The sequence below is a fragment of the Pseudomonas sp. MWU15-20650 genome, from assembly GCF_023242475.1.
Classification (GTDB): domain Bacteria; phylum Pseudomonadota; class Gammaproteobacteria; order Pseudomonadales; family Pseudomonadaceae; genus Aquipseudomonas.
Genome location: NZ_JALJFG010000022.1, coordinates 19,311 through 38,667, shown reverse-complemented (window position 1 = coordinate 38,667; position 19,357 = coordinate 19,311). Strand labels below are relative to the sequence as shown.

General features: G+C 60.8%; 18 protein-coding genes. 9 read left to right on the top strand and 9 right to left on the bottom strand.

The window, feature by feature from the left end; translation table 11 throughout:
• Nucleotides 1-131: 131 nt before the first annotated feature.
• The 3 genes from M5B43_RS17215 to M5B43_RS17205 all read left to right on the top strand — a co-directional run bounded on the left by M5B43_RS17215 (nucleotide 132) and on the right by M5B43_RS17205 (nucleotide 3,876).
• Nucleotides 132-2,093, top strand: a complete 1,962-nt coding sequence (locus M5B43_RS17215) for an AAA family ATPase (RefSeq protein ID WP_248751213.1) — start codon at nucleotides 132-134, stop codon at nucleotides 2,091-2,093.
• A gap of 144 nt (nucleotides 2,094-2,237) precedes the next feature.
• Entirely contained in the window at nucleotides 2,238-3,284 is a 1,047-nt protein-coding gene (locus M5B43_RS17210) for an N-acetylmuramidase family protein (RefSeq protein ID WP_248751212.1), read from the top strand.
• Nucleotide 3,285: 1 nt separating this feature from the next.
• Nucleotides 3,286-3,876, top strand: a complete 591-nt coding sequence (locus M5B43_RS17205; protein WP_248751211.1) for a hypothetical protein — start codon at nucleotides 3,286-3,288, stop codon at nucleotides 3,874-3,876.
• Between the two features lie 74 nt (nucleotides 3,877-3,950).
• Here the strand turns inward: M5B43_RS17205 and M5B43_RS17200 are convergent, their stop codons facing one another.
• Entirely contained in the window at nucleotides 3,951-4,322 is a 372-nt protein-coding gene (locus tag M5B43_RS17200; protein ID WP_248751210.1) for a VOC family protein, read from the bottom strand.
• 254 nt (nucleotides 4,323-4,576) lie between these two features.
• On the opposite strand from M5B43_RS17200, the gene dnaX reads away from it, so the two are divergent.
• The 5 genes from dnaX (at nucleotide 4,577) to M5B43_RS17175 (ending at nucleotide 10,080) form a co-directional block, all read left to right on the top strand.
• Nucleotides 4,577-6,616, top strand: a complete 2,040-nt coding sequence (gene dnaX / locus M5B43_RS17195) for a DNA polymerase III subunit gamma/tau (protein WP_248751209.1) — start codon at nucleotides 4,577-4,579, stop codon at nucleotides 6,614-6,616.
• A gap of 43 nt (nucleotides 6,617-6,659) precedes the next feature.
• A complete protein-coding gene (locus tag M5B43_RS17190) occupies nucleotides 6,660-6,998 on the top strand; it encodes a YbaB/EbfC family nucleoid-associated protein (RefSeq protein WP_003193199.1) in 339 nt (112 codons plus the stop codon).
• Nucleotides 6,999-7,132: 134 nt separating this feature from the next.
• Entirely contained in the window at nucleotides 7,133-8,167 is a 1,035-nt protein-coding gene (locus tag M5B43_RS17185; RefSeq protein ID WP_248751208.1) for an NADP-dependent oxidoreductase, read from the top strand.
• A 66-nt stretch (nucleotides 8,168-8,233) separates the two neighbouring features.
• Nucleotides 8,234-8,836: a recombination mediator RecR gene (gene recR, locus M5B43_RS17180; RefSeq protein ID WP_248751207.1), complete on the top strand. Its 603-nt coding sequence runs from the start codon at nucleotides 8,234-8,236 to the stop codon at nucleotides 8,834-8,836.
• Nucleotides 8,837-8,931: 95 nt separating this feature from the next.
• Nucleotides 8,932-10,080, top strand: a complete 1,149-nt coding sequence (locus M5B43_RS17175; RefSeq protein ID WP_248751206.1) for an acyl-CoA dehydrogenase family protein — start codon at nucleotides 8,932-8,934, stop codon at nucleotides 10,078-10,080.
• 128 nt (nucleotides 10,081-10,208) lie between these two features.
• Here the strand turns inward: M5B43_RS17175 and M5B43_RS17170 are convergent, their stop codons facing one another.
• Nucleotides 10,209-10,757, bottom strand: coding sequence for an adenine phosphoribosyltransferase (locus M5B43_RS17170; RefSeq protein WP_248751205.1), 549 nt, complete (start codon nucleotides 10,755-10,757; stop codon nucleotides 10,209-10,211).
• Between the two features lie 83 nt (nucleotides 10,758-10,840).
• Nucleotides 10,841-11,575 (bottom strand): fumarate/nitrate reduction transcriptional regulator Fnr, encoded by a 735-nt coding sequence (fnr, locus tag M5B43_RS17165; RefSeq protein WP_236417155.1) that lies wholly within the window; start codon nucleotides 11,573-11,575, stop codon nucleotides 10,841-10,843.
• A 154-nt stretch (nucleotides 11,576-11,729) separates the two neighbouring features.
• Between fnr and M5B43_RS17160 the strand changes: the two genes are divergently transcribed.
• Nucleotides 11,730-12,218: a hypothetical protein gene (locus M5B43_RS17160; protein WP_248751204.1), complete on the top strand. Its 489-nt coding sequence runs from the start codon at nucleotides 11,730-11,732 to the stop codon at nucleotides 12,216-12,218.
• A gap of 6 nt (nucleotides 12,219-12,224) precedes the next feature.
• Here the strand turns inward: M5B43_RS17160 and hemN are convergent, their stop codons facing one another.
• The 6 genes from hemN to ccoG form a co-directional block, all read right to left on the bottom strand.
• Complete coding sequence (gene hemN, locus M5B43_RS17155; protein ID WP_248751203.1) at nucleotides 12,225-13,607, bottom strand: oxygen-independent coproporphyrinogen III oxidase; 1,383 nt, start codon at nucleotides 13,605-13,607, stop codon at nucleotides 12,225-12,227.
• Nucleotides 13,608-13,710: 103 nt separating this feature from the next.
• Nucleotides 13,711-14,394 carry a sulfite exporter TauE/SafE family protein gene (locus tag M5B43_RS17150; protein WP_248751202.1) on the bottom strand — a complete coding sequence of 228 codons (684 nt, stop codon included), beginning with the start codon at nucleotides 14,392-14,394 and terminating at the stop codon, nucleotides 13,711-13,713.
• Nucleotides 14,387-14,599, bottom strand: coding sequence for a cbb3-type cytochrome oxidase assembly protein CcoS (ccoS, locus tag M5B43_RS17145; RefSeq protein ID WP_248751201.1), 213 nt, complete (start codon nucleotides 14,597-14,599; stop codon nucleotides 14,387-14,389). The genes M5B43_RS17150 and ccoS overlap by 8 nt, the downstream gene beginning before the upstream one ends.
• Before the next feature lie 22 nt (nucleotides 14,600-14,621).
• Nucleotides 14,622-17,072 carry a heavy metal translocating P-type ATPase gene (locus M5B43_RS17140; RefSeq protein WP_248751200.1) on the bottom strand — a complete coding sequence of 817 codons (2,451 nt, stop codon included), beginning with the start codon at nucleotides 17,070-17,072 and terminating at the stop codon, nucleotides 14,622-14,624.
• 8 nt (nucleotides 17,073-17,080) lie between these two features.
• Nucleotides 17,081-17,620 (bottom strand): FixH family protein, encoded by a 540-nt coding sequence (locus M5B43_RS17135; RefSeq protein WP_248751199.1) that lies wholly within the window; start codon nucleotides 17,618-17,620, stop codon nucleotides 17,081-17,083.
• A gap of 32 nt (nucleotides 17,621-17,652) precedes the next feature.
• Entirely contained in the window at nucleotides 17,653-19,056 is a 1,404-nt protein-coding gene (gene ccoG / locus M5B43_RS17130; protein WP_248751198.1) for a cytochrome c oxidase accessory protein CcoG, read from the bottom strand.
• Between the last annotated feature and the right edge of the window lie 301 nt (nucleotides 19,057-19,357).

Genomic DNA, 19,357 nt, shown 5'->3' with positions numbered 1-19,357 from the left:
TCCCTTCTTCAGTTTCCAATCCAACGATTGTCCAGCCAGTCATCTGTGATGCTTATTGCACAGTGCATGACGGTCATTTCACGACTAGTGGCATACTCCAAACCGTCTCTTTCCCCTGGCTACGAGGCTGTATGCACTCGGAACATTTTGATTTATCCAGCCCTGTGTTCTTGCCGATCACCGATGAAGCCTGTGCGGGTTTGTTGGGCACCGACGGTGCGGATGCGCTCGTAGCCCTGAGTGAACCGGAACTGGCGGCGGTGCTGGTTATCCAGAACCTGGCGCAAGTACCGGAAAAAGATCTGGCTGCCGATGGCGCCGAGAAGGTGTTGGCCAAGCTTATTGGCTGGGCGGTTGATGGCAGGCATAGCGCGACGGTGAGCTTATTGTCGGAGGCGCAACGGCTGTTCGACCCACGCAAGCTGTACTTCGGCCTCAATGTGGTCAAGAGTCTGAAACTGCGTTTTCTATTAGCCGACGAAGTCTTGGCGCGAGACTATCTGTTACCCAACGGCAAATGGGACGTCGAGTATAAAGTCCGCCATCTCAAGGCAAACGATCCGTTCAGCAAGCAGATGGTGACGCCCCGGCATCGCGAGCGCTGGTTGAGTGCCGAGCAAGACAAGCTGGTCAGAACCTTCCGCGCCAATCTGAACGAAGACCTGCATGTCCAAGGCTACGCGGGCATCGGCAAGAGTCACCTGCTGGTGGCCTTGATGGAGCACCTTCGCCCGGAAAAGACCTTGTTGCTGGCGCGTACGCCGGAAAAATTGGAAACCCTGCGCGCCCGCATGGTGGGTGTGCGAGAGCGCAAGGCCGGGCATACCTTCCACGCGTTTGCGCATGCCGTGTTGCATGGCCCGCGGCCCAAGGTGGTGAATACGCCGACACGGCCCCCGAGCAAGCAGGCGTTGGCCCAGGAACTGAATATCTTCGGCTTCCGGCACCTGGAGGGACAGGCGGTGGTGGACGTCTGCCTCAAAGTGCTTGAAGGCTACTGCCGCTCTTGGGAATACAGCCTGTCGGCCAAGCATTTGCCGCACTTCAAGCAGCCCCTTTCCAGCGTCGACGCCAGGGTGTTGCTCGAGTATTCCAGCCGGTTGTGGGGCTACCTTGAGGCGAATCCCGCCTGGGGTAGCCACACTGGGTTTGAAGCCTTGTTGATGATCAAGCGCGCCAGCCTCGCCGGCTGCGTGGTGCCGGAGCGCTATACCCATGTGCTCATTGATGAGAGCCAGGACATTCCCGCGCCGCTGCTGCAAATTATCGAGCGCGGCCGCCAGGTGCTGATCACCCTGGGGGATGAGTATCAGCAGGCCAGTGGGGGCGTGGTCAAACGCTCCCGTGAGGTTCGCCACACCGATGTGTGCTACTCCGTGCGTTCCGGGCGCAATGTCGAGCGCCTGGTCAATCCGTTGATCAGCCAGCACTCGGAGAAAAGCAAGGTGCTCTTCGAGGGCGCGCGCGATGCTGACGTCGGGATTGAGTTTTATCCTCAGGGGTTCGTACCACCGCACGGTTGCGTGGTACTGACCGCGTCCCATTGGGACACCATGAAGTGGGCCATCCAACTGAGCGAAGCCCGTTGTGCATTCGGCCTGGCAAATAAAGAGGCGCAGCAGGCGCTCAAGTACTTCATGGACACAGTCATTGCATTGTTCAAGCCTGATTTCTATAGCAACGAGTTCAATGACATCGGCCCCCATCCATTTTTCAGCGATATGGCCGACTGGCAGCAGGTGCGGGATGCCTGCCAGTTCGATGAGGCGTTTCTTTGGGTCGAGGCCGAGCTGGAAAAAGGCTTTAACGTGGCTGACATCACCCGTTTGAACCGATTGAGCGGCCATCCGGGTGAGCGCTGCCTGCTGATGCTGGCGCAAGACGCTGGCGGCATGGAGTTCGACCATGTGCTGCTCACCCCGCAATTGTTGACCAATGTGAAATTCAAGGATGCCTACGCGTTCGATCAACGACTTTGTGCGGTGTACATCGCGATTTCCCGGGCGCGAATGCAGCTTTATCTGCCCTATGATGTGGTTGAGTGGCTTGACTATCACCAGTATCAGAAGACCCGGGAGCTGCACGGTTACTGATTGATTTCACAACTTTCAAAATACCCTCTGGACAACTTGCAGACCGCCTTGTTAGCTTCCGCCCGCCACTTGTTTCAGAATGCGACAAGGGTATGGATTGATATTGAAGTGCCATCACTTCTTTAACTAACAAGGATGTCTGTCATGAAAAGCCTGCAAGGGTTACCTCGTCTTATCAGTGCTTCGGTAGGCGCTCCCGGTAAAGCCCGCAACTTGCCCGCTGATGTTCAGTGCATCCAGTATTTATTCAATCTGATCATTCCCAAAATGGGTTTCGCCCTGCAGGAGAACGGCAAGTGCGACGGCCAGTTGGTGCAGTGCATCAGCCAGTATCAGTTCCGCTATCTCAAGTACGCCCATCCTGATGGGGTGATCGATCCTACGGGGCGTACGTTCAACAGCTTGATCGAGGAGGCCGTGAAGGTGCCGGTGAGGGCCTTCCCGACGATGCGCATCCCGAGCTTTCTCAACGTGTTTGGAAATAACAACGTCGATGCGGTGCAGGCCACGGTCAATGTGTACCTGGACCGCGTGCGTGCGGTGATCGAGGCGGAGCGGCGTAACCGGCAGTTGATGATGCAATCCACCTGCGATGGCGGGATGACCCTCAGCGATACCGACTTCCAGAACGCTGCCAAGCAGTTGGGCAATGGCATTTCGGTGAATGTCATCAAAGCGTTCGCCACTGTGGAGTCCGGTGGGCGCTTTGGTTTCGGGCCGGCCAAGTTGCCGATCATCGCCTTTGAAGGGCACCAATTTCGCAAGTACACCAAGCACATCTACGACCAAGCACACCCTTTGTTGTCCTACCCCTACAAGAAAAAGGCCGGGCCGCAGTGGCAGGTCAATAACAAGGACCAGGTAAAAGCCTGGGAAACCATGGCTACCGCGTTTGCACTGGACCAGGAAGCGGCGCTGTTGTCGGCCTCCTGGGGGATGTTCCAGATCATGGGCTTCAACTACGGGTCGTGCGGTTTCAAGACCGTATTTGAATTCGTGGCGGCATTAAAAGTGAATACCGGCAACCAACTCAAGGCTTACCTCAGCCTTTGCAGCAAGAACACGACGTTGCTGAGTGCCATGAAGAGCAAGGACTTTACTACCATGGCTCGCGCCTATAACGGCGATGACTTCGGTAACTATGACGTTCTTATGAAGCAAGCCTACGAAGCCTATGAAGGGAAGAAATAAGATGATTCGTTTTCTGGCGATGGGTGTGTTGTCGTTGTGCTCTGTGGCGTCCGCGTTTGCCGGCTCGGCCGCCTTGCATTCGGGCAGGTACGAGGGGCTGATGCTGGCGGTGACGCCGGAGCATCAGGTCGAAGGCTTCTACTCCGAAGCCATGGGCGAAGGCGTGACTCGCCGCTGCGCGTTTTACCTGCAGGGCCAGCCTGAAGCGCTCACCACTTGGCTTGATGCCGCCTATCCCGGGCGTGTGGCGGCCTCGTCCGACGGCGTGACCCTGACGGTCGAGCAGGGCCGTCAACACCCCGGCTGTATCAACGTATTGATGCCGGAAATCGCCACGGGCCTCGAGCTGACCCAGACCGCCAACAAAAAATGGATCGGTCTGGTCACGGTGTCCGCCGACAAGGCTTACCTGCTGAAAACCCCGGGCGCCAAGGCCGACAAGCGTCCTTACATCGTCAAGGATGATGTAGTGGGCGTGCTGGCGTTCAAGGACGGCTGGGCCCAGGTTGAATTCATCAATGCCAAGGATCGTTCATTTACCGGATGGATCAGCCAGGGCCAGTACGCACGCTTGGTCGCGCCGAAAAGCTGATCAGCCGAAGGTCTCGCGCGATCACCCGGCGAACGCATCCCGTGCCAGATGCCGCTGGGTGTCCTTGTGGGCGCTTAGTCGCTCAGGCAGAACACCCGCAAGCGGTGGCCGTCGAGGTCCTGGGCGACAAAGGTGTAGCCGAAATCCAGGGTGGTCGGTGATTGGATGATGCTCGCGCCAAGTGCTACCCATTGATCGTGCAGGGCATTGACGGCGGCGTTGTCGGCCACGGAAAACCCCACCTCACCGCCGCCACCGGTAACCTGGGCCGCAGGCTCCACGGTGTGACGCGACCACAGGCCCAGCTTCACGCCGTTGTCGAGGATGAACAGGGCAAATGTCGGGTTAAGCTCCACTGGCGGTTTGCCCAGCAGCCGGCTGTAGAAGTTGGCGCTGGTGGCCGGGCTGTCGACATACAGCAGGAAATAATGGGCAACGATGTTCATGCAGGCTCCTTGGGAACGGTTAGTTGAGGCTGCCCAATCTAAACGCGGGCACTGTCAGTTCTTGTCAGGAGTCGACAGGCGTCATGAAAGTGGCCGTGGCAATCATTCCAGAAACACCCAGGACCACGCGTATATAGGGCCTTTGCGGGGCTGGCCAGTCGAGCTTGGTCAGATTAGACGAGCGTGCCGGATGCAATTTCCCCCTTGCTCCGCTAGCATTACCGGCTTCCGCTTCCCAGTTGCGACGGTTTTCGATGAGTTATCAGGTTCTTGCACGTAAATGGCGTCCGCGCTCGTTCCGCGAAATGGTCGGCCAGACCCATGTGCTCAAGGCTCTGATCAATGCCTTGGACAGCCAACGGCTGCACCACGCCTACCTGTTCACCGGCACGCGCGGGGTGGGCAAGACCACCATTGCGCGCATCATTGCCAAATGCCTGAACTGTGAAACCGGTATCACGTCGACGCCCTGCGGCACCTGTTCGGTATGCCGCGAGATCGACGAAGGGCGTTTTGTCGACCTGATCGAGATCGACGCCGCGAGCCGCACCAAGGTCGAAGACACCCGCGAGCTGCTGGACAACGTGCAGTACGCGCCGAGTCGTGGCCGCTTCAAGGTCTACCTGATCGACGAAGTGCACATGCTCTCCAGCCATTCCTTCAACGCGCTGTTGAAAACCCTGGAAGAGCCGCCGCCCTACGTCAAATTCATCCTGGCGACCACCGACCCGCAGAAGCTTCCTGCAACGATTTTGTCGCGGTGCCTGCAGTTCTCCCTGAAAAACATGACGCCTGAGCGTGTGGTCGAGCACCTGACCCACGTGCTGGGGGTCGAGAACGTGCCGTTCGAAGACGATGCGCTGTGGTTGCTCGGCCGTGCCGCAGACGGCTCGATGCGTGACGCCATGAGCCTTACCGACCAGGCCATCGCTTTCGGTGAAGGCAAGGTCATGGCGGCCGACGTGCGCGCCATGCTCGGCACCCTCGACCATGGCCAGGTGTTCGATGTGCTGCATGCGCTGATCGAAGGTGACGCCAAGGCCTTGCTCGAAGCCGTGCGCCACTTGTCGGAGCAAGGCCCGGACTGGAACGGCGTGCTCTCGGAAATCCTCAATGTGCTGCACCGCGTCGCCATCGCCCAGGCCCTGCCGGAAGGTGTCGACAATGGCCATGGCGATCGTGACCGCGTGTTGGCCCTGGCCCAGGCGTTGCCGGCCGAAGATGTGCAGTTCTACTACCAGATGGGCCTGATCGGCCGCCGGGATTTACCCCTGGCACCGGACCCGCGTGGTGGCTTTGAAATGGTGCTGTTGCGAATGCTGGCCTTCAGGCCCGCCGATTCGGCAGACGCGCCGAGACAGCCGCTAAAGCCAGTGGGGATCAGCCAGGCCACAGTTGATTCCGCCAAACCAGTGGTTGCTGTGCCTGTGCCGGTTGTTTCGGCGCCGAAGCCTGTGGTGGTCGCCCCTGTGGTCGAGCCTGCGCCGGTAATCGAGCCTGCGCCAGAGCCTGAGCCGGCCCCGGTGATCGACCTGCCCTGGAATGACCCGGTGGAGGTTGAAGCTGAAGCTCCGTTGCAGCCTGCCGTGGAGCCGGTGCTGGAAACCGCCGGCGAGCAGCCCGAGCTGACGCCAATGCCCACGCCGACGCCGGACAGCGTGGTACCGGATGCGCCGGAGTGGGTGTCCGCGCCCGTGCCCGAGCCGACCGTCGCCCAGGTGGACGCTGCCACTCCCGGCATCGACCTCGACGACGAACCACCGCTGGACGAAGACTACATCGAGCCGGATATGGATTCGGCCTATAGCTACCTGGATGAATTGGCCAGCGAGCACACGGCCGAGCCGGCCCCCGAGCCCGAGGCGGAGCCTGCTGCGGCGCCGGCCACTGGCCTTGCCCTGCAATGGCTGGAGTTATTTCCGAAATTGCCGATCTCGGGCATGACCGGCAGTATCGCCGCCAACTGCACCTTGATTGCCATTGACGGCGACCACTGGCTGCTGCACCTGGACCCGGCCCATAGCGCCTTGTTCAATGCGACCCAGCAACGCCGCCTCAACGATGCGCTGAACCAGTACCATGAACGCCCGCTGACCATCACCATCGAGCTGATCAAGCCCGAGCAGGAAACCCCGGCCCAGGCCGCGACTCGCCGACGCATCAACCGTCAGCGTGAGGCTGAAGATTCGATCCACGGTGATCCGCTCATCCAGCAAATGATGCAACAGTTTGGTGCGGTGGTGCGCCAAGATACTATTGAACCTGTCGAAGCCCCGGCGCCCCAAGCGTCATAAAGCCGGGCTACTAATTGATCCACGTACTTTTGAGGTGATTCCCATGATGAAAGGTGGCATGGCCGGCCTGATGAAGCAGGCGCAGCAGATGCAGGAAAAGATGGCCAAGATGCAGGAAGAGCTGGCCAACGCCGAAGTCACCGGTAAAGCCGGTGGCGATATGGTCAGCGTGGTGATGACCGGTCGTCACGACATCAAGCGCGTCAGCATCGACCCAAGCGTGCTGCCCGGTGTAGGCGAAGACGACCTGGAAATGCTCGAAGCGCTGTTCGCCGCGGCCGTCAACGACGCCGTGCGCAAGATCGAAGCCAACAGCCAGGACAAAATGTCCGGCGTGACCGCTGGCATGCAACTGCCACCGGGCATGAAGCTGCCGTTCTGATCGGCCAGTCTTAGCTAGAATGAAAATGCCAGGCATCGCGCCTGGCATTTTTGTTTGTGCTGATCCAATCGAACCCTGGAGCGGGATGCAGGGTCTGCACCTTATACCGATGGATTCGATAAAGGAGCCTCCAAATGCCTCAAGAACCGATTCTTAACCAGCGCATCGTCCTGGTCTCACGACCACAGGGCGCACCCACCCCGGAAAACTTCCGCCTGGAGCGAGTGAACCTGCCGGAGCTGGCAGACGGCCAGGTGCTGTTGAAAACCTTGTACCTGTCCCTGGACCCCTATATGCGTGGGCGCATGAGCGACGCGCCGTCCTACGCCGCGCCAGTGGAAATTGATGAGGTAATGACCGGTGGTGCTGTCAGCCGTGTCGAGCAATCGCGCAACCCAAAATTCGAAGTGGGCGACTTGGTGGTCGGCTCCACCGGCTGGCAAAGCCATAGCATCAGTGACGGGCGCAACTTGATCCCGGTGCCCAAGGGCCTGGCCAATCCGTCCATGGCGCTGGGAGTACTCGGCATGCCGGGCATGACCGCCTACATGGGCTTGATGGATATTGGCCAGCCCAAGGCCGGCGAGACCCTGGTGGTGGCGGCCGCGTCCGGTGCCGTCGGCTCGGTCGTGGGCCAGGTCGCCAAACTCAAGGGATTGCGGGTGGTGGGGATCGCCGGGGGCGCAGACAAGTGCCGCTATGTGGTGGACGAGCTGGGCTTTGACGCCTGCATTGATCATAAGCAGGCCGATTTTGCCCATGAGCTGGCCCTGGCGTGTTTCAACGGCGTGGACATTTATTTTGAAAACGTCGGCGGCAAGGTGTTCGATGCCGTGATGCCGCTGCTCAACCCCAAGGCGCGGATTCCGCTGTGCGGGTTGATCGCCGGTTACAACGCCCACGAAGCGCCCAGCGGGCCTGACCGCTTGCCTGCGCTGCAACGCACGTTGCTGACCAAGCGTGTGCGTATCCAGGGCTTTATCGTGTTCGACGACTATGGCGACCGCCAGCCGGAGTTCCTCAGTGCCATGGCGCCGTGGGTCCGCGATGGCAAGATCAAGTTCCGCGAAGACGTGGTCGATGGCCTGGAGCAGGCACCCGAAGCGTTTATCGGTTTGCTCGAAGGGCGCAACTTCGGCAAGTTGGTGGTGCGGGTCGCGCAGGATTGACCATTTGACGCTTATCCGGGGCGCGGGTATAAACCGCGTCTCGTTGTTTTGTCGGACCCTTCGCCCATGAGCTTCAGCCCCCTGATTCGCCAACTGATCGACGCCTTGCGCACCTTGCCGGGCGTTGGCCAGAAAACTGCCCAGCGCATGGCGCTGCAACTGCTGGAGCGTGATCGCAGTGGTGGTACCCGCTTGGCCCAGGCCCTGAGCCTGGCCATGGAGGGCGTGGGCCACTGCCGCCAGTGCCGCACCCTTACCGAAGAAGAGCTCTGCCCACAATGCGCCGACTCCCGTCGCGATGACACGTTGTTGTGCGTGGTAGAAGGCCCGATGGATGTGTATGCGGTGGAGCAGACCGGTTACCGCGGGCGCTACTTTGTACTCAAGGGGCACCTGTCGCCGCTGGACGGCCTGGGCCCTGAAGCCATCGGCATCCCGCAGTTGGTGGCGCGCATCGAAGAGCAGGGCACCTTTACCGAAGTGATCCTGGCGACCAACCCGACAGTGGAAGGTGAAGCGACGGCGCACTACATCGCGCAACTGCTGAGCAACAAGGGCTTGATCACCTCGCGTATCGCCCATGGTGTGCCATTGGGCGGCGAGCTGGAATTGGTCGACGGCGGCACCTTGGCGCACTCGTTTGCCGGTCGCAAACCCATCGCTCTCTAACGACCACCGCAACGTCCCATGTGATATATGCATGGCGGCTTGATAACCAAGCAAGCGCTTGGTAAGTTCGCTCCATCTCGCCATGGAGCTTGCCGATGTCTGCCTATCAGGAATACTTCGATCCCAGCCACCAATTGGTCCGCGACAGCGTGCGCCGTTTTGTCGAACGCGAGATTTTGCCGGGCGTTGAGCAGTGGGAGGAGGCCGAAAGCTTTCCCCGTGAACTCTATCTCAAGGCCGGCGCGGCAGGCATCCTGGGTATTGGCTACCCCGAAGGGCTGGGCGGTAGCCACGAAGGTGATCTGTTCGCCAAGGTCGCCGCCAGCGAAGAATTGATGCGCTGCGGTTCCGGTGGCGTGGTCGCGGGGCTTGGCTCCCTGGATATCGGCCTGCCGCCCGTCGTCAAATGGGCGAGGCCCGAGGTGCGTGAACGTGTTGCGCCGCAGGTGCTGGCCGGTGAGAAGATCATCGCCCTGGCCGTCACCGAGCCGAGCGGTGGCTCCGATGTGGCGAACCTGCAAACCCGCGCTGTCCGTGATGGCGAGCATTACCTCGTGAGTGGCGCCAAGACGTTTATCACCAGCGGCATTCGTGCTGACTTCTACACTGTCGCCGTGCGCACCGGTGGTCCAGGTTTCGGCGGTATCAGCCTGCTGTTGATCGAAAAAGACACCCCCGGTTTCACGGTCGGCCAGCCGCTGAAGAAAATGGGTTGGTGGGCGTCGGACACCGCTGAACTGTTCTTCGACCAGTGTCGCGTGCCCGTCGGTCACCTGATTGGGGCCGAGAATATGGGCTTTGCCTGCATCATGGGGAATTTCCAGAGCGAACGCCTGGCCCTGGCGGTGATGGCCAACATGACTGCGCAGCTGGCACTTGAAGAGAGCCTTGAATGGGCCGCCCAGCGCGAAGCGTTCGGCAAACCCATCGGCAAATTCCAGGTGCTCAAGCATCGCCTGGCGGAAATGGCCACCGCCGTTGAAGTCTCCCGTGAGTTCACCTATCGCCAGGCGGCGAAGATGGCCGCCGGCAAGAGTGTGATCAAAGAGATCTCCATGGCCAAGAACCTGGCCACTGATACTGCCGATCGGGTCACCTATGACGCCGTGCAGATCCTCGGTGGCCAGGGCTACATGCGTGGCAGCCTGGTGGAGCGGCTGTACCGGGATAACCGCATCCTGTCGATTGGCGGGGGGACGCGGGAGGTCATGAATGAAATCATCTGCAAGCAGATGGGGTTGTGAGGTGGGTTGTTATCACTGGCCTCGTCGGGGCCAGGTCGAATCGTCGCACCGCCTCTCCCACATTTTGATGTGTGAACACCGTCAAGTGTGGGAGGGGCAAGCCCTGATAGCGTCAGTCCAGGCAACCGTTACCGCTCGGTCAGGGCAAACTGCGTCAGGCAGAACGTCGCAATCCCCATATCTTCCAAACGTTGCGACCCCCCCAACTCCGGCAGGTCGATGATCGCCGCCGCTTCAAAGATCGTCGCACCCATGCGTCGCGCCAGGTTCGCTGCGGCGATCAACGTGCCGCCGGTGGCGATCAGGTCATCGAACATCAGCACCGAGTCGCCTTCGCACAGGCTATCGGCGTGCACTTCCAGGAAGGCTTCGCCGTATTCGGTCTGGTAACCCTCGGCCAATACGTCAGCCGGCAGCTTGCCTTGCTTGCGAAACAGGATCAGCGGCTTGTTGAGCTGGTAGGCAATGATCGAGCCGATCAGGAAGCCGCGCGCATCCATCGCGCCGATATGCGTGAAGTCGGCTTCTACGTAGCGGTGGGCAAAGGTGTCAGCTACCAGGCGCAGGGCGCGGGGCGATTGGAACAGGGGGGTGATGTCACGGAAGATCACCCCAGGCTTGGGGAAGTCGATGACAGGGCGAATCAGGGATTTGATGTCGAACGAATCGAAGGTCATCGTCGAAGAGTCCTGAGGCTGAAAACGGACTCGAAGTATACCTGCGGCCTTGCTGGTTGGCGCGGCCGCGGCATCTGCCTCCATTAACTTTCCAGCGAACCGCCCGCCAGTGCGCACAGCTGGATCGGGTCGAGGATATGCACTTCCTTGCCCTCGGCGGCAATCAGTTCATTCTGCTGGAAGCGGGTAAACACACGGGACACGGTTTCCACCGCCAGGCCCAGGTAGTTGCCGATCTCGTTACGCGACATGCTCAGGCGGAACTGGTTGGCCGAAAACCCACGGGCACGGAATCGCGCCGACAGGTTAACCAGGAAGGTGGCGATGCGCTCATCGGCGGTTTTCTTCGACAGCAGCAGCATCATCTGCTGGTCGTCACGAATTTCGCGGCTCATGACACGCATTAACTGGCGACGCAGTTGCGGCAGTTGCAGGGCCAATTCATCCAGGCGTTCGAAGGGAATTTCGCATACTGACGTGGTTTCCAGGGCCTGGGCCGACACTGGATGAATCTCGGTGTCCATCCCCGACAACCCGACCAGCTCGCTGGGCAAGTGGAAACCGGTGATTTGCTCTTCGCCGCCGTCGCTGAGGCTGAACGTCTTCAACGCTCCCGACCGTACTGCATAGACGGAGTCAAACTTGTCACCTTGGCGAAACAGAAACTCGCCTTTTTTCAGCGGGCGGCCGCGTTTGACAATGTCGTCCAGCGCATCCATGTCTTCCAGATTCAATGAAAGTGGCAGGCAGAGGGGGGCCAGGCTGCAATCCTTGCAATGAGCCTGGCTGTGAGCGCGCAGTTTAACTGGCTCGGACATTTCTTAAATCCTTGTGGGAAAACACACATAAGACGTAAGGGTAACGCACAGGGGGGCGCTGAGGCCAGCGTGTACAAAAAAGCAGCAACGGTATAAAGGTTTGTGTATCAGGGTCGATACAAGAGGTGTCCCTCTACGAGCTGGAGCTCAGATCATGTCAGTCAGTACTGTCCAAAACCCGGTGATAAACGTGGCGGCGGTATCGGTTTGGAAAGCCTCCGACGCGGCCAAGGATAAAGATGCCGCCAACAAGGCGCCGGCAGTTGACGCCAAGGCGACTGAGCCTGGCGCGCCCGAAGGCGTGAAAGTCAGCATTTCCGGTCAGGGAATGAGTGCATCGAAGGCCGACCAATCTCCCAACAGCGACATCGACAACAGCAGCCTGAGCGACAGCGTCAAGCAACTGTTGAAAATGATCCGCGAAATCAAAAAGCAGATCGCCGAGAAGATGGCCGAACTCGCTGCGGCGATGGCGGATACCTCCATGACCCCAGAGGCACGCCTGGCCAAGGTCGCCAACTTGCAGTCGGCCGTGGCGACATTGCAGGCCGGCATGGTCACCGCTCAGACGCAACTGGCCAAGACGATGAAGGGTGAGCCACCCGCGGCTCAGTTGGAAGCCATGAGCCTGGCCATGAAGTAATTTCGCCTAGATCACCCGCGAAAACCGTTGCCTGTTCTGGTGTTCCAGGTAGGCATCGAACACCATGCATACCGATCGCACCAATAAGCGTCCGGCAGGCCGTACGTGGAGGCCCTGGGCGTTCAGTTCGATCAAGCCGTCTGCGGCCATCGTCTCCAATTGCGGCCATAGTTCGTCGAAGTAGCCGCGAAAGTCGATGTTGAATGCCTGTTCGATCCCTTCGAATGCCAGGCTGAAATTACAGATCAACTGCTGAATCACCTCGCGCCGCAAGCGATCGTCCGTCGTGCACACCAGCCCGCGGCTGGTAGCCAGCTGCGCACCGGCCAGGGCGTTCTGGTAGTGATGGAGGTCGCTGCTGTTCTGGCAGTACAAGTCGCCAATCTGGCTGATCGCCGACACGCCCAACCCAATCAAATCGCAATGGCCATGGGTGGTGTAGCCCTGGAAGTTGCGTTGCAGCTTGCCTTCTTCCTGGGCGACGGCCAGTTCGTCATCCGGCAGGGCAAAGTGGTCCATGCCGATGTAACGGTAGCCGGCCTGGGTCAACTGCTCGATGGTGGTTTGCAGCATCAGCAGTTTTTCCGCCGGGGAGGGCAAGTCGTCGGTGTTGATACGCCGCTGGGGCATGAAACGCTCCGGCAGGTGGGCGTAGTTGAATACCGAAAGGCGGTCCGGTTGCAAGCGGATCACTTCCTCCACGGTGCGGGCGAAGTTCAGCGGTGATTGCTTGGGCAGGCCGTAGATCAGGTCGATATTGATCGAGCGAAATTGCAGGGTGCGCGCGGCATCGATCACGGCGCGGGTTTCTTCCAGGCTTTGCAAGCGATTGACCGCCCGTTGCACCTCGGGGTCGAGGTCTTGCAGGCCGATACTCACTCGGTTGAAACCCAGTTCGCGCAGCAGGCCCATGGTGGCCCAGTCGGCCTCGCGGGGGTCGATCTCGATGCCATAGTCGCCGGAATCGTCATCGAGCAAGTTGAAGTGCTGGCGCAGGCGCGTCATCACCTGGCGCAGTTCGTCGTGGCTGAGAAAGGTCGGTGTGCCACCGCCCAGATGCAACTGCTCCACCGGCTGTTTCGGGTCGAGGTGGCACGCCACCAGTTGGATTTCCTGGTCCAGGCGTTGCAGGTAGGCTTGGGCGCGGCCACGGTCCTTGGTGATGACTTTGTTGCAGGCGCAGTAGTAGCAGATGTTGGCGCAGAACGGCACGTGCACATACAGCGACAACGGCCGCGCCGCCTTGCGGCTGTCACGCAGGGCGTGGAGCAGGTCGAATGTGCCGACCTGGCTGTCGAATTGGACGGCGGTGGGGTAGGACGTGTAGCGCGGCCCCGCCAAGTCGTAGCGGTGAATCAGATCTGTGTCCCAACGAATGGCGTCGAGCATGCGGGCGGTCCCCCGGATAGGCTAGTGGGCCGAGTCTAGGGGCAGGGCGGGCAGGGCATCTTGATTTGTATCAACGGGGAGCGGCGCTATGCCACAGGGCGATTTAATGCCCCATCAACCAGTGCTGATGCGGACCTGGCAACGTCCATATCCCGAAGAGCATCACCAGCAACCCCCCGGCCATGCGCACGCTGCGTTTGCGCAAGAGCGCGGTGACACGTTCGGCCGCAAGCCCGGTCGCCAGCAGCACCGGCCAGGTGCCCAAGCCGAATGCCAGCATCAGTAATGCACTGTCCAGCGCATTGCCCTGGCTGGCCGCCCACAGCAGGGTGCTGTAGACCAAACCGCACGGCAGCCAGCCCCAGAGTGCGCCCAGCAGCAAGGCGCGAGGCAGGCTGGACACCGGCAGCAAACGGCCGGCAACGGGCTGTATATGCCGCCACAGGCCGCGCCCGAGGCTTTCGATGCGGGTGAGGCCGCTCCACCAGCCGGCGAGGTACAGGCCCATGCAGATCAGCAACAGCCCGGCGAGCACGCGCATGAACATCGCCGCCGGGCTATTGGCCACCGCCCAGCCGGCCAGGCCGAGCAATAATCCTGCGCTGGCATAGCTGAGAATACGCCCCAGGTTGTATGCCAGCAGCAGGCGAAACCGGCGACTGCGTTGTTCCTTGGGAATCGCCAGGGTCAACGCGCCCATCAACCCGCCGCACATGCCCAGGCAATGGCCGCCGCCGAGCAGGCCGAGAATCAGCGCAGAGACCAGCAGGGGCGCCAGTTCAAGCATGGGGCGGGTCTTTGGGAGGGTGTTCGGGGCCGTTGGCTTCGTCGACGGCGGCCAGGTGGTTCGGGTCCTGGTCGTCAAACAGCACGCTGTGGGCCGGGCCGTCGAGGTCCTCGTACTGGCCGCTGTCCACGGCCCAGAAGAAGATGTAAATGGCGACGCCCACCAATAGCAGCGCCGCCGGAATCATCACGTATAGAGCTGGCATCTGCACTCCATGCCCGCACGGCTCAAGCCGGCAGCGGGCGGGTTACCAAGGGGGCGCCATGGGACTGCGCACGCGGCAGGCGAGTCAGGCGCAGGGCATTGAGCACCACGGTCAACGAACTGAGGGACATGCCGATCGCCGCCCAGATCGGAGTGATCCAACCCAGGGCGGCAAACGGCAGCATAAGGCCATTGTACAGCCCGGCCCACAGCAGGTTTTCAATGATGACCCGACGGGTGCGCCGCGCCAAGGTAAACGCTTGCACCAGGGCATCCAGTCGATTGGACAGCAGCACCGCGTCGGCGCTGGTTTTCGCCAAGTCCGTGGCCGAGCCCATGGCCACGCTGATATCGGCGGCGGCCAGTACCGGCACATCATTGACCCCATCGCCCAGCATCAACACTTTGCGGCCTTTTTTGTGCAGGTCTTGCAGCACCTGCAACTTGTCGTCGGGGCGCAGGCCACCGTGGGCTTCGTCGATGCCCAACTCGGCGGCGACGCTGGCGACCATGGGCGAGCTGTCGCCTGACAGCAACAGCGTGCGCCAGCCACGCGCCTTGCACGCCGCCAACAAGGCCGGTGCATCGCTGCGCAGGCGGTCATCCAACACGAACCAGGCGAGGGCGCCGTGGCGGTCACCGAGCAGCAACCATTGCCCGGCTTCGTGTGGCGCAGCGGGAATTGCACAACCGCTGAGTTCGCAGACAAAGTCGGGCTGGCCGATGCGCAAATAGCGTTCGCCCACGCGACCTTCCAGGCCGAGTCCGGGGGAACTGAGGACTTCATCGGCGGCCAGCGGTGCGCGGCCAAAGGCACGGGCAATCGGGTGTTCGGAGCGGTTTTCCAAGGCGGCGGCGAGGCCCAGGCACTGGTCGCTGTCCAGTTCGCCCAAGGGGCGTATGGCTCGCAGCGCCAGTCGCCCTTCGGTGAGGGTGCCGGTCTTGTCGAAGATCACCGTGTCGATCTGGTTCAGGCCCTCCAGCACATGGCCGCGGGTCAGCAGTAAGCCGAGGCTGTGCAGGGTGCCGGTAGCGGCGGTCAGGGCCGTCGGTGTGGCCAGGGACAGGGCGCACGGGCAGGTCGCCACCAGCATTGCCAGCACAATCCAGAAGGCCCGGGCCGAATCCAGTTCCCACCATAGCAAGCCAATGAGCACGGCGGCGACCAGCGAGCACAGCAGAAACCACTGCGCAGCGCGGTCGGCGATTTGTGCCAGGCGCGGTTTCTCGGCCTGGGCGCGCTCCAACAGGCGCACGATGGCGGACAGGCGCGTGTCATGGCCCAAGGCGCGGACTTCGACGGTCAATGCGCCTTCGACATTCAGCGTGCCGGCGGTGACGCTGTCGCCGCTATGCCGGGGTTGCGGCAGGTATTCGCCGGTCAGCAGGGATTCATCGATACTGGATTGGCCATCGAGGATGACCCCATCCGCCGGCAAGACCGCGCCGGGGTGGACCAGCACGCGATCACCCAGCACCAATTCACTGAGCAGGATGCGTTCGCTCTGGCCATCGCCATTGAGGCGCAGGCACGAGGCGGGCAGCAAGTTGACCAGTTGGGCAGTGGCTGCGGCGGTGCGTTCGCGGGCACGGCGTTCCAGGTAACGCCCGGCCAGCAGGAACAGCGCAAACATGCCCACGGCGTCGAAGTACAACTCGCCAACGCCGGTGATTGCGGTCCAGATGCCGGCCAGGTAGGCGCCGCCAATGGCCAGGGACACCGACACATCCATCGTCAGGTGGCGCGTACGCAAATCGCGCAGTGCGCCTTTGAAAAACGGTGCGCAACTGTAGAACACGATAGGCGTGGTAAGAAACATCGCGACCCAGCGCAGGATCACATGCAGCTCGGGGCTCAGGTCGATATTGAATTCCGGCCAGGTGGCCATGGTTGCCATCATGGCCTGGAACCACAACAGCCCGGCGACGCCCAGTTGACGCAGGGCCAGTCGATTTTCGCCAGCCAGTTGCTCGGCGGCGCGATCGGCCTGGTAAGGGTGGGCCGCATAGCCAATATGGCGCAGTTCGCTGAGCACCTCGCTCAACGGCAACTGCCGGTCGGCCCAGCGCACATGCAAGCGGTGGTTGGACAGGTTCAGCCGCGCCTCGGCCACGGCGGGCAGGCTGCGCAGGTGTTTTTCGATCAGCCAGCCGCAGGCGGCGCAACTGATGCCTTCCATCAACAGGATCGCTTCGGCGAGATCGCCGTCATGGCGTACAAACGGTTTTTGTACATCGGCGCGGTCGTATAGCGCCAATTCGTCCATCCGTTGCACTGGCAGTGCCTCGGGGTTGGCCGAGGCTTCGCTACGGTGCTGGTAATAGCTTTCCAGCCCACCGGCCACGATGGCCTGCGCCACTGCCTGGCAACCTGGGCAGCAGAGTTCGCGGCGCTCGCCGAGGATGTCGGCGGTAAACCGGCTGCCGGCAGGAACGGGCAGGGCGCAGTGGTAACACGGAGTTGGGCTGGTCATGGATGCTGCTATTTATCCAAGTCTTCAGCACCTTGCAACGGTTCGTCGCCCAGCAGCAGGTCCTTGTCGTGGCTGACTTGTTCTTCTTCGAACAGGCGCCAGGTCCGGTCACCCTCGACACCGAGTAATTCCACGAAGCGCCGGCCTTCAACCTTGTCGGTGACCTGGCCGATGTAGCGGCCGGGTTCGCTGGCGCTGCGGGCCAGGACGATCTTGCGATCCTTCTCAGGCTGGGTCGGGGAAATCAGGTTCAGTTCCAGGGTGGCCGGGTTGCTGTTGCCGGTCAGGTGCACATCAGCCTCACCGGTCAGCTCGTCCAGGTGCACCGTGGCACGCAGTTGCAGGGTCTGGGCCAGCAGTTCACGGTCCAGGGAGCGGTTGATGCCCTTGCCGGCCTCGTAGTAGTTGTCATTGACCAGATTGTCCGGGTTCTTCACCGCGATGGTCACCATCGACAGGGTCAGGGTGACCGAGCAGGTCAGGATCCCGATGATGATCCAGGGCCAGAGGTGTTTGTACCAGGGGCTTGCGGCAGTGGCTGCGGGCATTGTTGGGTTCTCTTTTAACGGGCTTTTTGTTTTTAACGGACCTGTGGGCCGATGAATCGGCTTTTGGCTTCCACGTGGACGCTGTCATCATCGGCATCCTTGAGGATGAATTTCACCTCGTTGGTGCTCGACGGCAGTTGCTCCGGTGCACTGGACAGCTCCACCGGCATGCTGACGATATCGCCAGCGGCGACCCGTATCTCACGACGGCCTTGCAGCTTGAGGTCCGGCAGGCCTGCGGCGTCGAGCACGTAGGTGTGGTCGCGCTGGTCCTTGTTCATGATCTTCAGGCTGTAGACGTTTTCGATACGCCCTTCGGCGTTTTCGCGGTACAGCACGCGGTCCTTGCTGACATCGAAACCCACCAGCGAGCGCATGAAAAACGCGCCGACCAGCAAGCTGATCATCGCCAGCAGGACCAACGCGTAGCCAATCAGCCGTGGGCGCAGCTTGTGGGTCTTCTGCCCGGACAGGTTGTGCTCGGTGGTATAGCTGATCAGGCCGCGTGGGTACTCCATCTTGTCCATGATGTTGTCACAGGCGTCGATGCAGGCGGCGCAGCCGATGCACTCGATTTGCAGGCCGTCGCGGATATCGATACCGGTAGGGCATACCTGCACGCACATCGTGCAGTCGATGCAGTCCCCCAGGCCCTGGGCCTTGTAGTCGACGCCTTTTTTACGCGGGCCACGCACCTCGCCACGGCGCGGGTCGTAGGAGACGATCAGGGTGTCTTTGTCGAACATCACACTCTGGAAACGCGCATACGGGCACATGTAAATGCACACCTGTTCGCGCAACCAGCCGGCGTTGCCATAGGTGGCGAGGGTGAAGAAGCCGACCCAGAAATACGACCAGCCATCGGCCTGGCCGGTGAAGAAATCGAACACCAGTTCGCGGATCGGCGAAAAGTAGCCGACGAAGGTCATGCCGGTGACAAACCCGATCAGCAGCCACAACGTGTGCTTGCTGAATTTGCGCAGGAATTTGTTGGCACCCATCGGGGCCTTGTCGAGTTTGATGCGTTGGTTGCGGTCGCCTTCGGTGACTTTTTCGCACCACATGAAGATCCAGGTCCACACGCTCTGCGGGCAGGTATAACCGCACCATACGCGCCCGGCGTACACCGTGATAAAGAACAGGCCAAAGGCAGCAACGATGAGAATGCCCGAGAGCAGGATGAAATCCTGGGGCCAGAAGGTCGCGCCAAAAATGAAGAATTTACGCTCCGGCAGGTTCCACCACACCGCCTGGTGACCACCCCAGTTCAGCCACACGGTGCCGAAGTAGAGCAGGAACAACGCAGCGCCACCGAGCATGCGCAGGTTGCGAAACAAACCGGTGAAGGCGCGGGTGTAAATCTTCTCACGCGAAGCGTAGAGGTCGACGGTTTTGGCAGGCGGGGTAACGTCATGTACCGGTATTTGGTCGCTCATCATTGCATCCCACGGCGGTGGACATTTGCCTCGGCCAGTACGTGCCGGCCGGGGTCAAAAATAGGGTGTTGCAGTGGCGTAATGATACGCCTCTGGTACGGCTGAACGGGTGCGACCTTTGGTCGCGTTGGGGAAAATCAATTGATGGTATATGTGATCTGGATCAATTGACTTGGCAAGTATGGACAGTTTTTGCCGGCCCAGCCTTCAAAACACTGGCGATCCAATGTGGGAGGGGGCTTGCTCCCGATGGCAATGGTCCGGTCACTGTATAGGGTGACTGACACTCTGCTATCGGGAG

Excerpts from the sequence above, each read along its gene's own strand:
- M5B43_RS17215 (WP_248751213.1), top strand. The coding sequence starts at position 132 with ATGCACTCGGAACATTTTGATTTATCCAGCCCTGTGTTCTTGCCGATC.
- M5B43_RS17210 (WP_248751212.1), top strand. The coding sequence starts at position 2,238 with ATGAAAAGCCTGCAAGGGTTACCTCGTCTTATCAGTGCTTCGGTAGGC.
- M5B43_RS17205 (WP_248751211.1), top strand. The coding sequence starts at position 3,286 with ATGATTCGTTTTCTGGCGATGGGTGTGTTGTCGTTGTGCTCTGTGGCG.
- M5B43_RS17200 (WP_248751210.1), bottom strand. The coding sequence starts at position 4,322 with ATGAACATCGTTGCCCATTATTTCCTGCTGTATGTCGACAGCCCGGCC.
- dnaX (WP_248751209.1), top strand. The coding sequence starts at position 4,577 with ATGAGTTATCAGGTTCTTGCACGTAAATGGCGTCCGCGCTCGTTCCGC.
- M5B43_RS17190 (WP_003193199.1), top strand. The coding sequence starts at position 6,660 with ATGATGAAAGGTGGCATGGCCGGCCTGATGAAGCAGGCGCAGCAGATG.
- M5B43_RS17185 (WP_248751208.1), top strand. The coding sequence starts at position 7,133 with ATGCCTCAAGAACCGATTCTTAACCAGCGCATCGTCCTGGTCTCACGA.
- recR (WP_248751207.1), top strand. The coding sequence starts at position 8,234 with ATGAGCTTCAGCCCCCTGATTCGCCAACTGATCGACGCCTTGCGCACC.
- M5B43_RS17175 (WP_248751206.1), top strand. The coding sequence starts at position 8,932 with ATGTCTGCCTATCAGGAATACTTCGATCCCAGCCACCAATTGGTCCGC.
- M5B43_RS17170 (WP_248751205.1), bottom strand. The coding sequence starts at position 10,757 with ATGACCTTCGATTCGTTCGACATCAAATCCCTGATTCGCCCTGTCATC.
- fnr (WP_236417155.1), bottom strand. The coding sequence starts at position 11,575 with ATGTCCGAGCCAGTTAAACTGCGCGCTCACAGCCAGGCTCATTGCAAG.
- M5B43_RS17160 (WP_248751204.1), top strand. The coding sequence starts at position 11,730 with ATGTCAGTCAGTACTGTCCAAAACCCGGTGATAAACGTGGCGGCGGTA.
- hemN (WP_248751203.1), bottom strand. The coding sequence starts at position 13,607 with ATGCTCGACGCCATTCGTTGGGACACAGATCTGATTCACCGCTACGAC.
- M5B43_RS17150 (WP_248751202.1), bottom strand. The coding sequence starts at position 14,394 with ATGCTTGAACTGGCGCCCCTGCTGGTCTCTGCGCTGATTCTCGGCCTG.
- ccoS (WP_248751201.1), bottom strand. The coding sequence starts at position 14,599 with ATGCCAGCTCTATACGTGATGATTCCGGCGGCGCTGCTATTGGTGGGC.
- M5B43_RS17140 (WP_248751200.1), bottom strand. The coding sequence starts at position 17,072 with ATGACCAGCCCAACTCCGTGTTACCACTGCGCCCTGCCCGTTCCTGCC.
- M5B43_RS17135 (WP_248751199.1), bottom strand. The coding sequence starts at position 17,620 with ATGCCCGCAGCCACTGCCGCAAGCCCCTGGTACAAACACCTCTGGCCC.
- ccoG (WP_248751198.1), bottom strand. The coding sequence starts at position 19,056 with ATGAGCGACCAAATACCGGTACATGACGTTACCCCGCCTGCCAAAACC.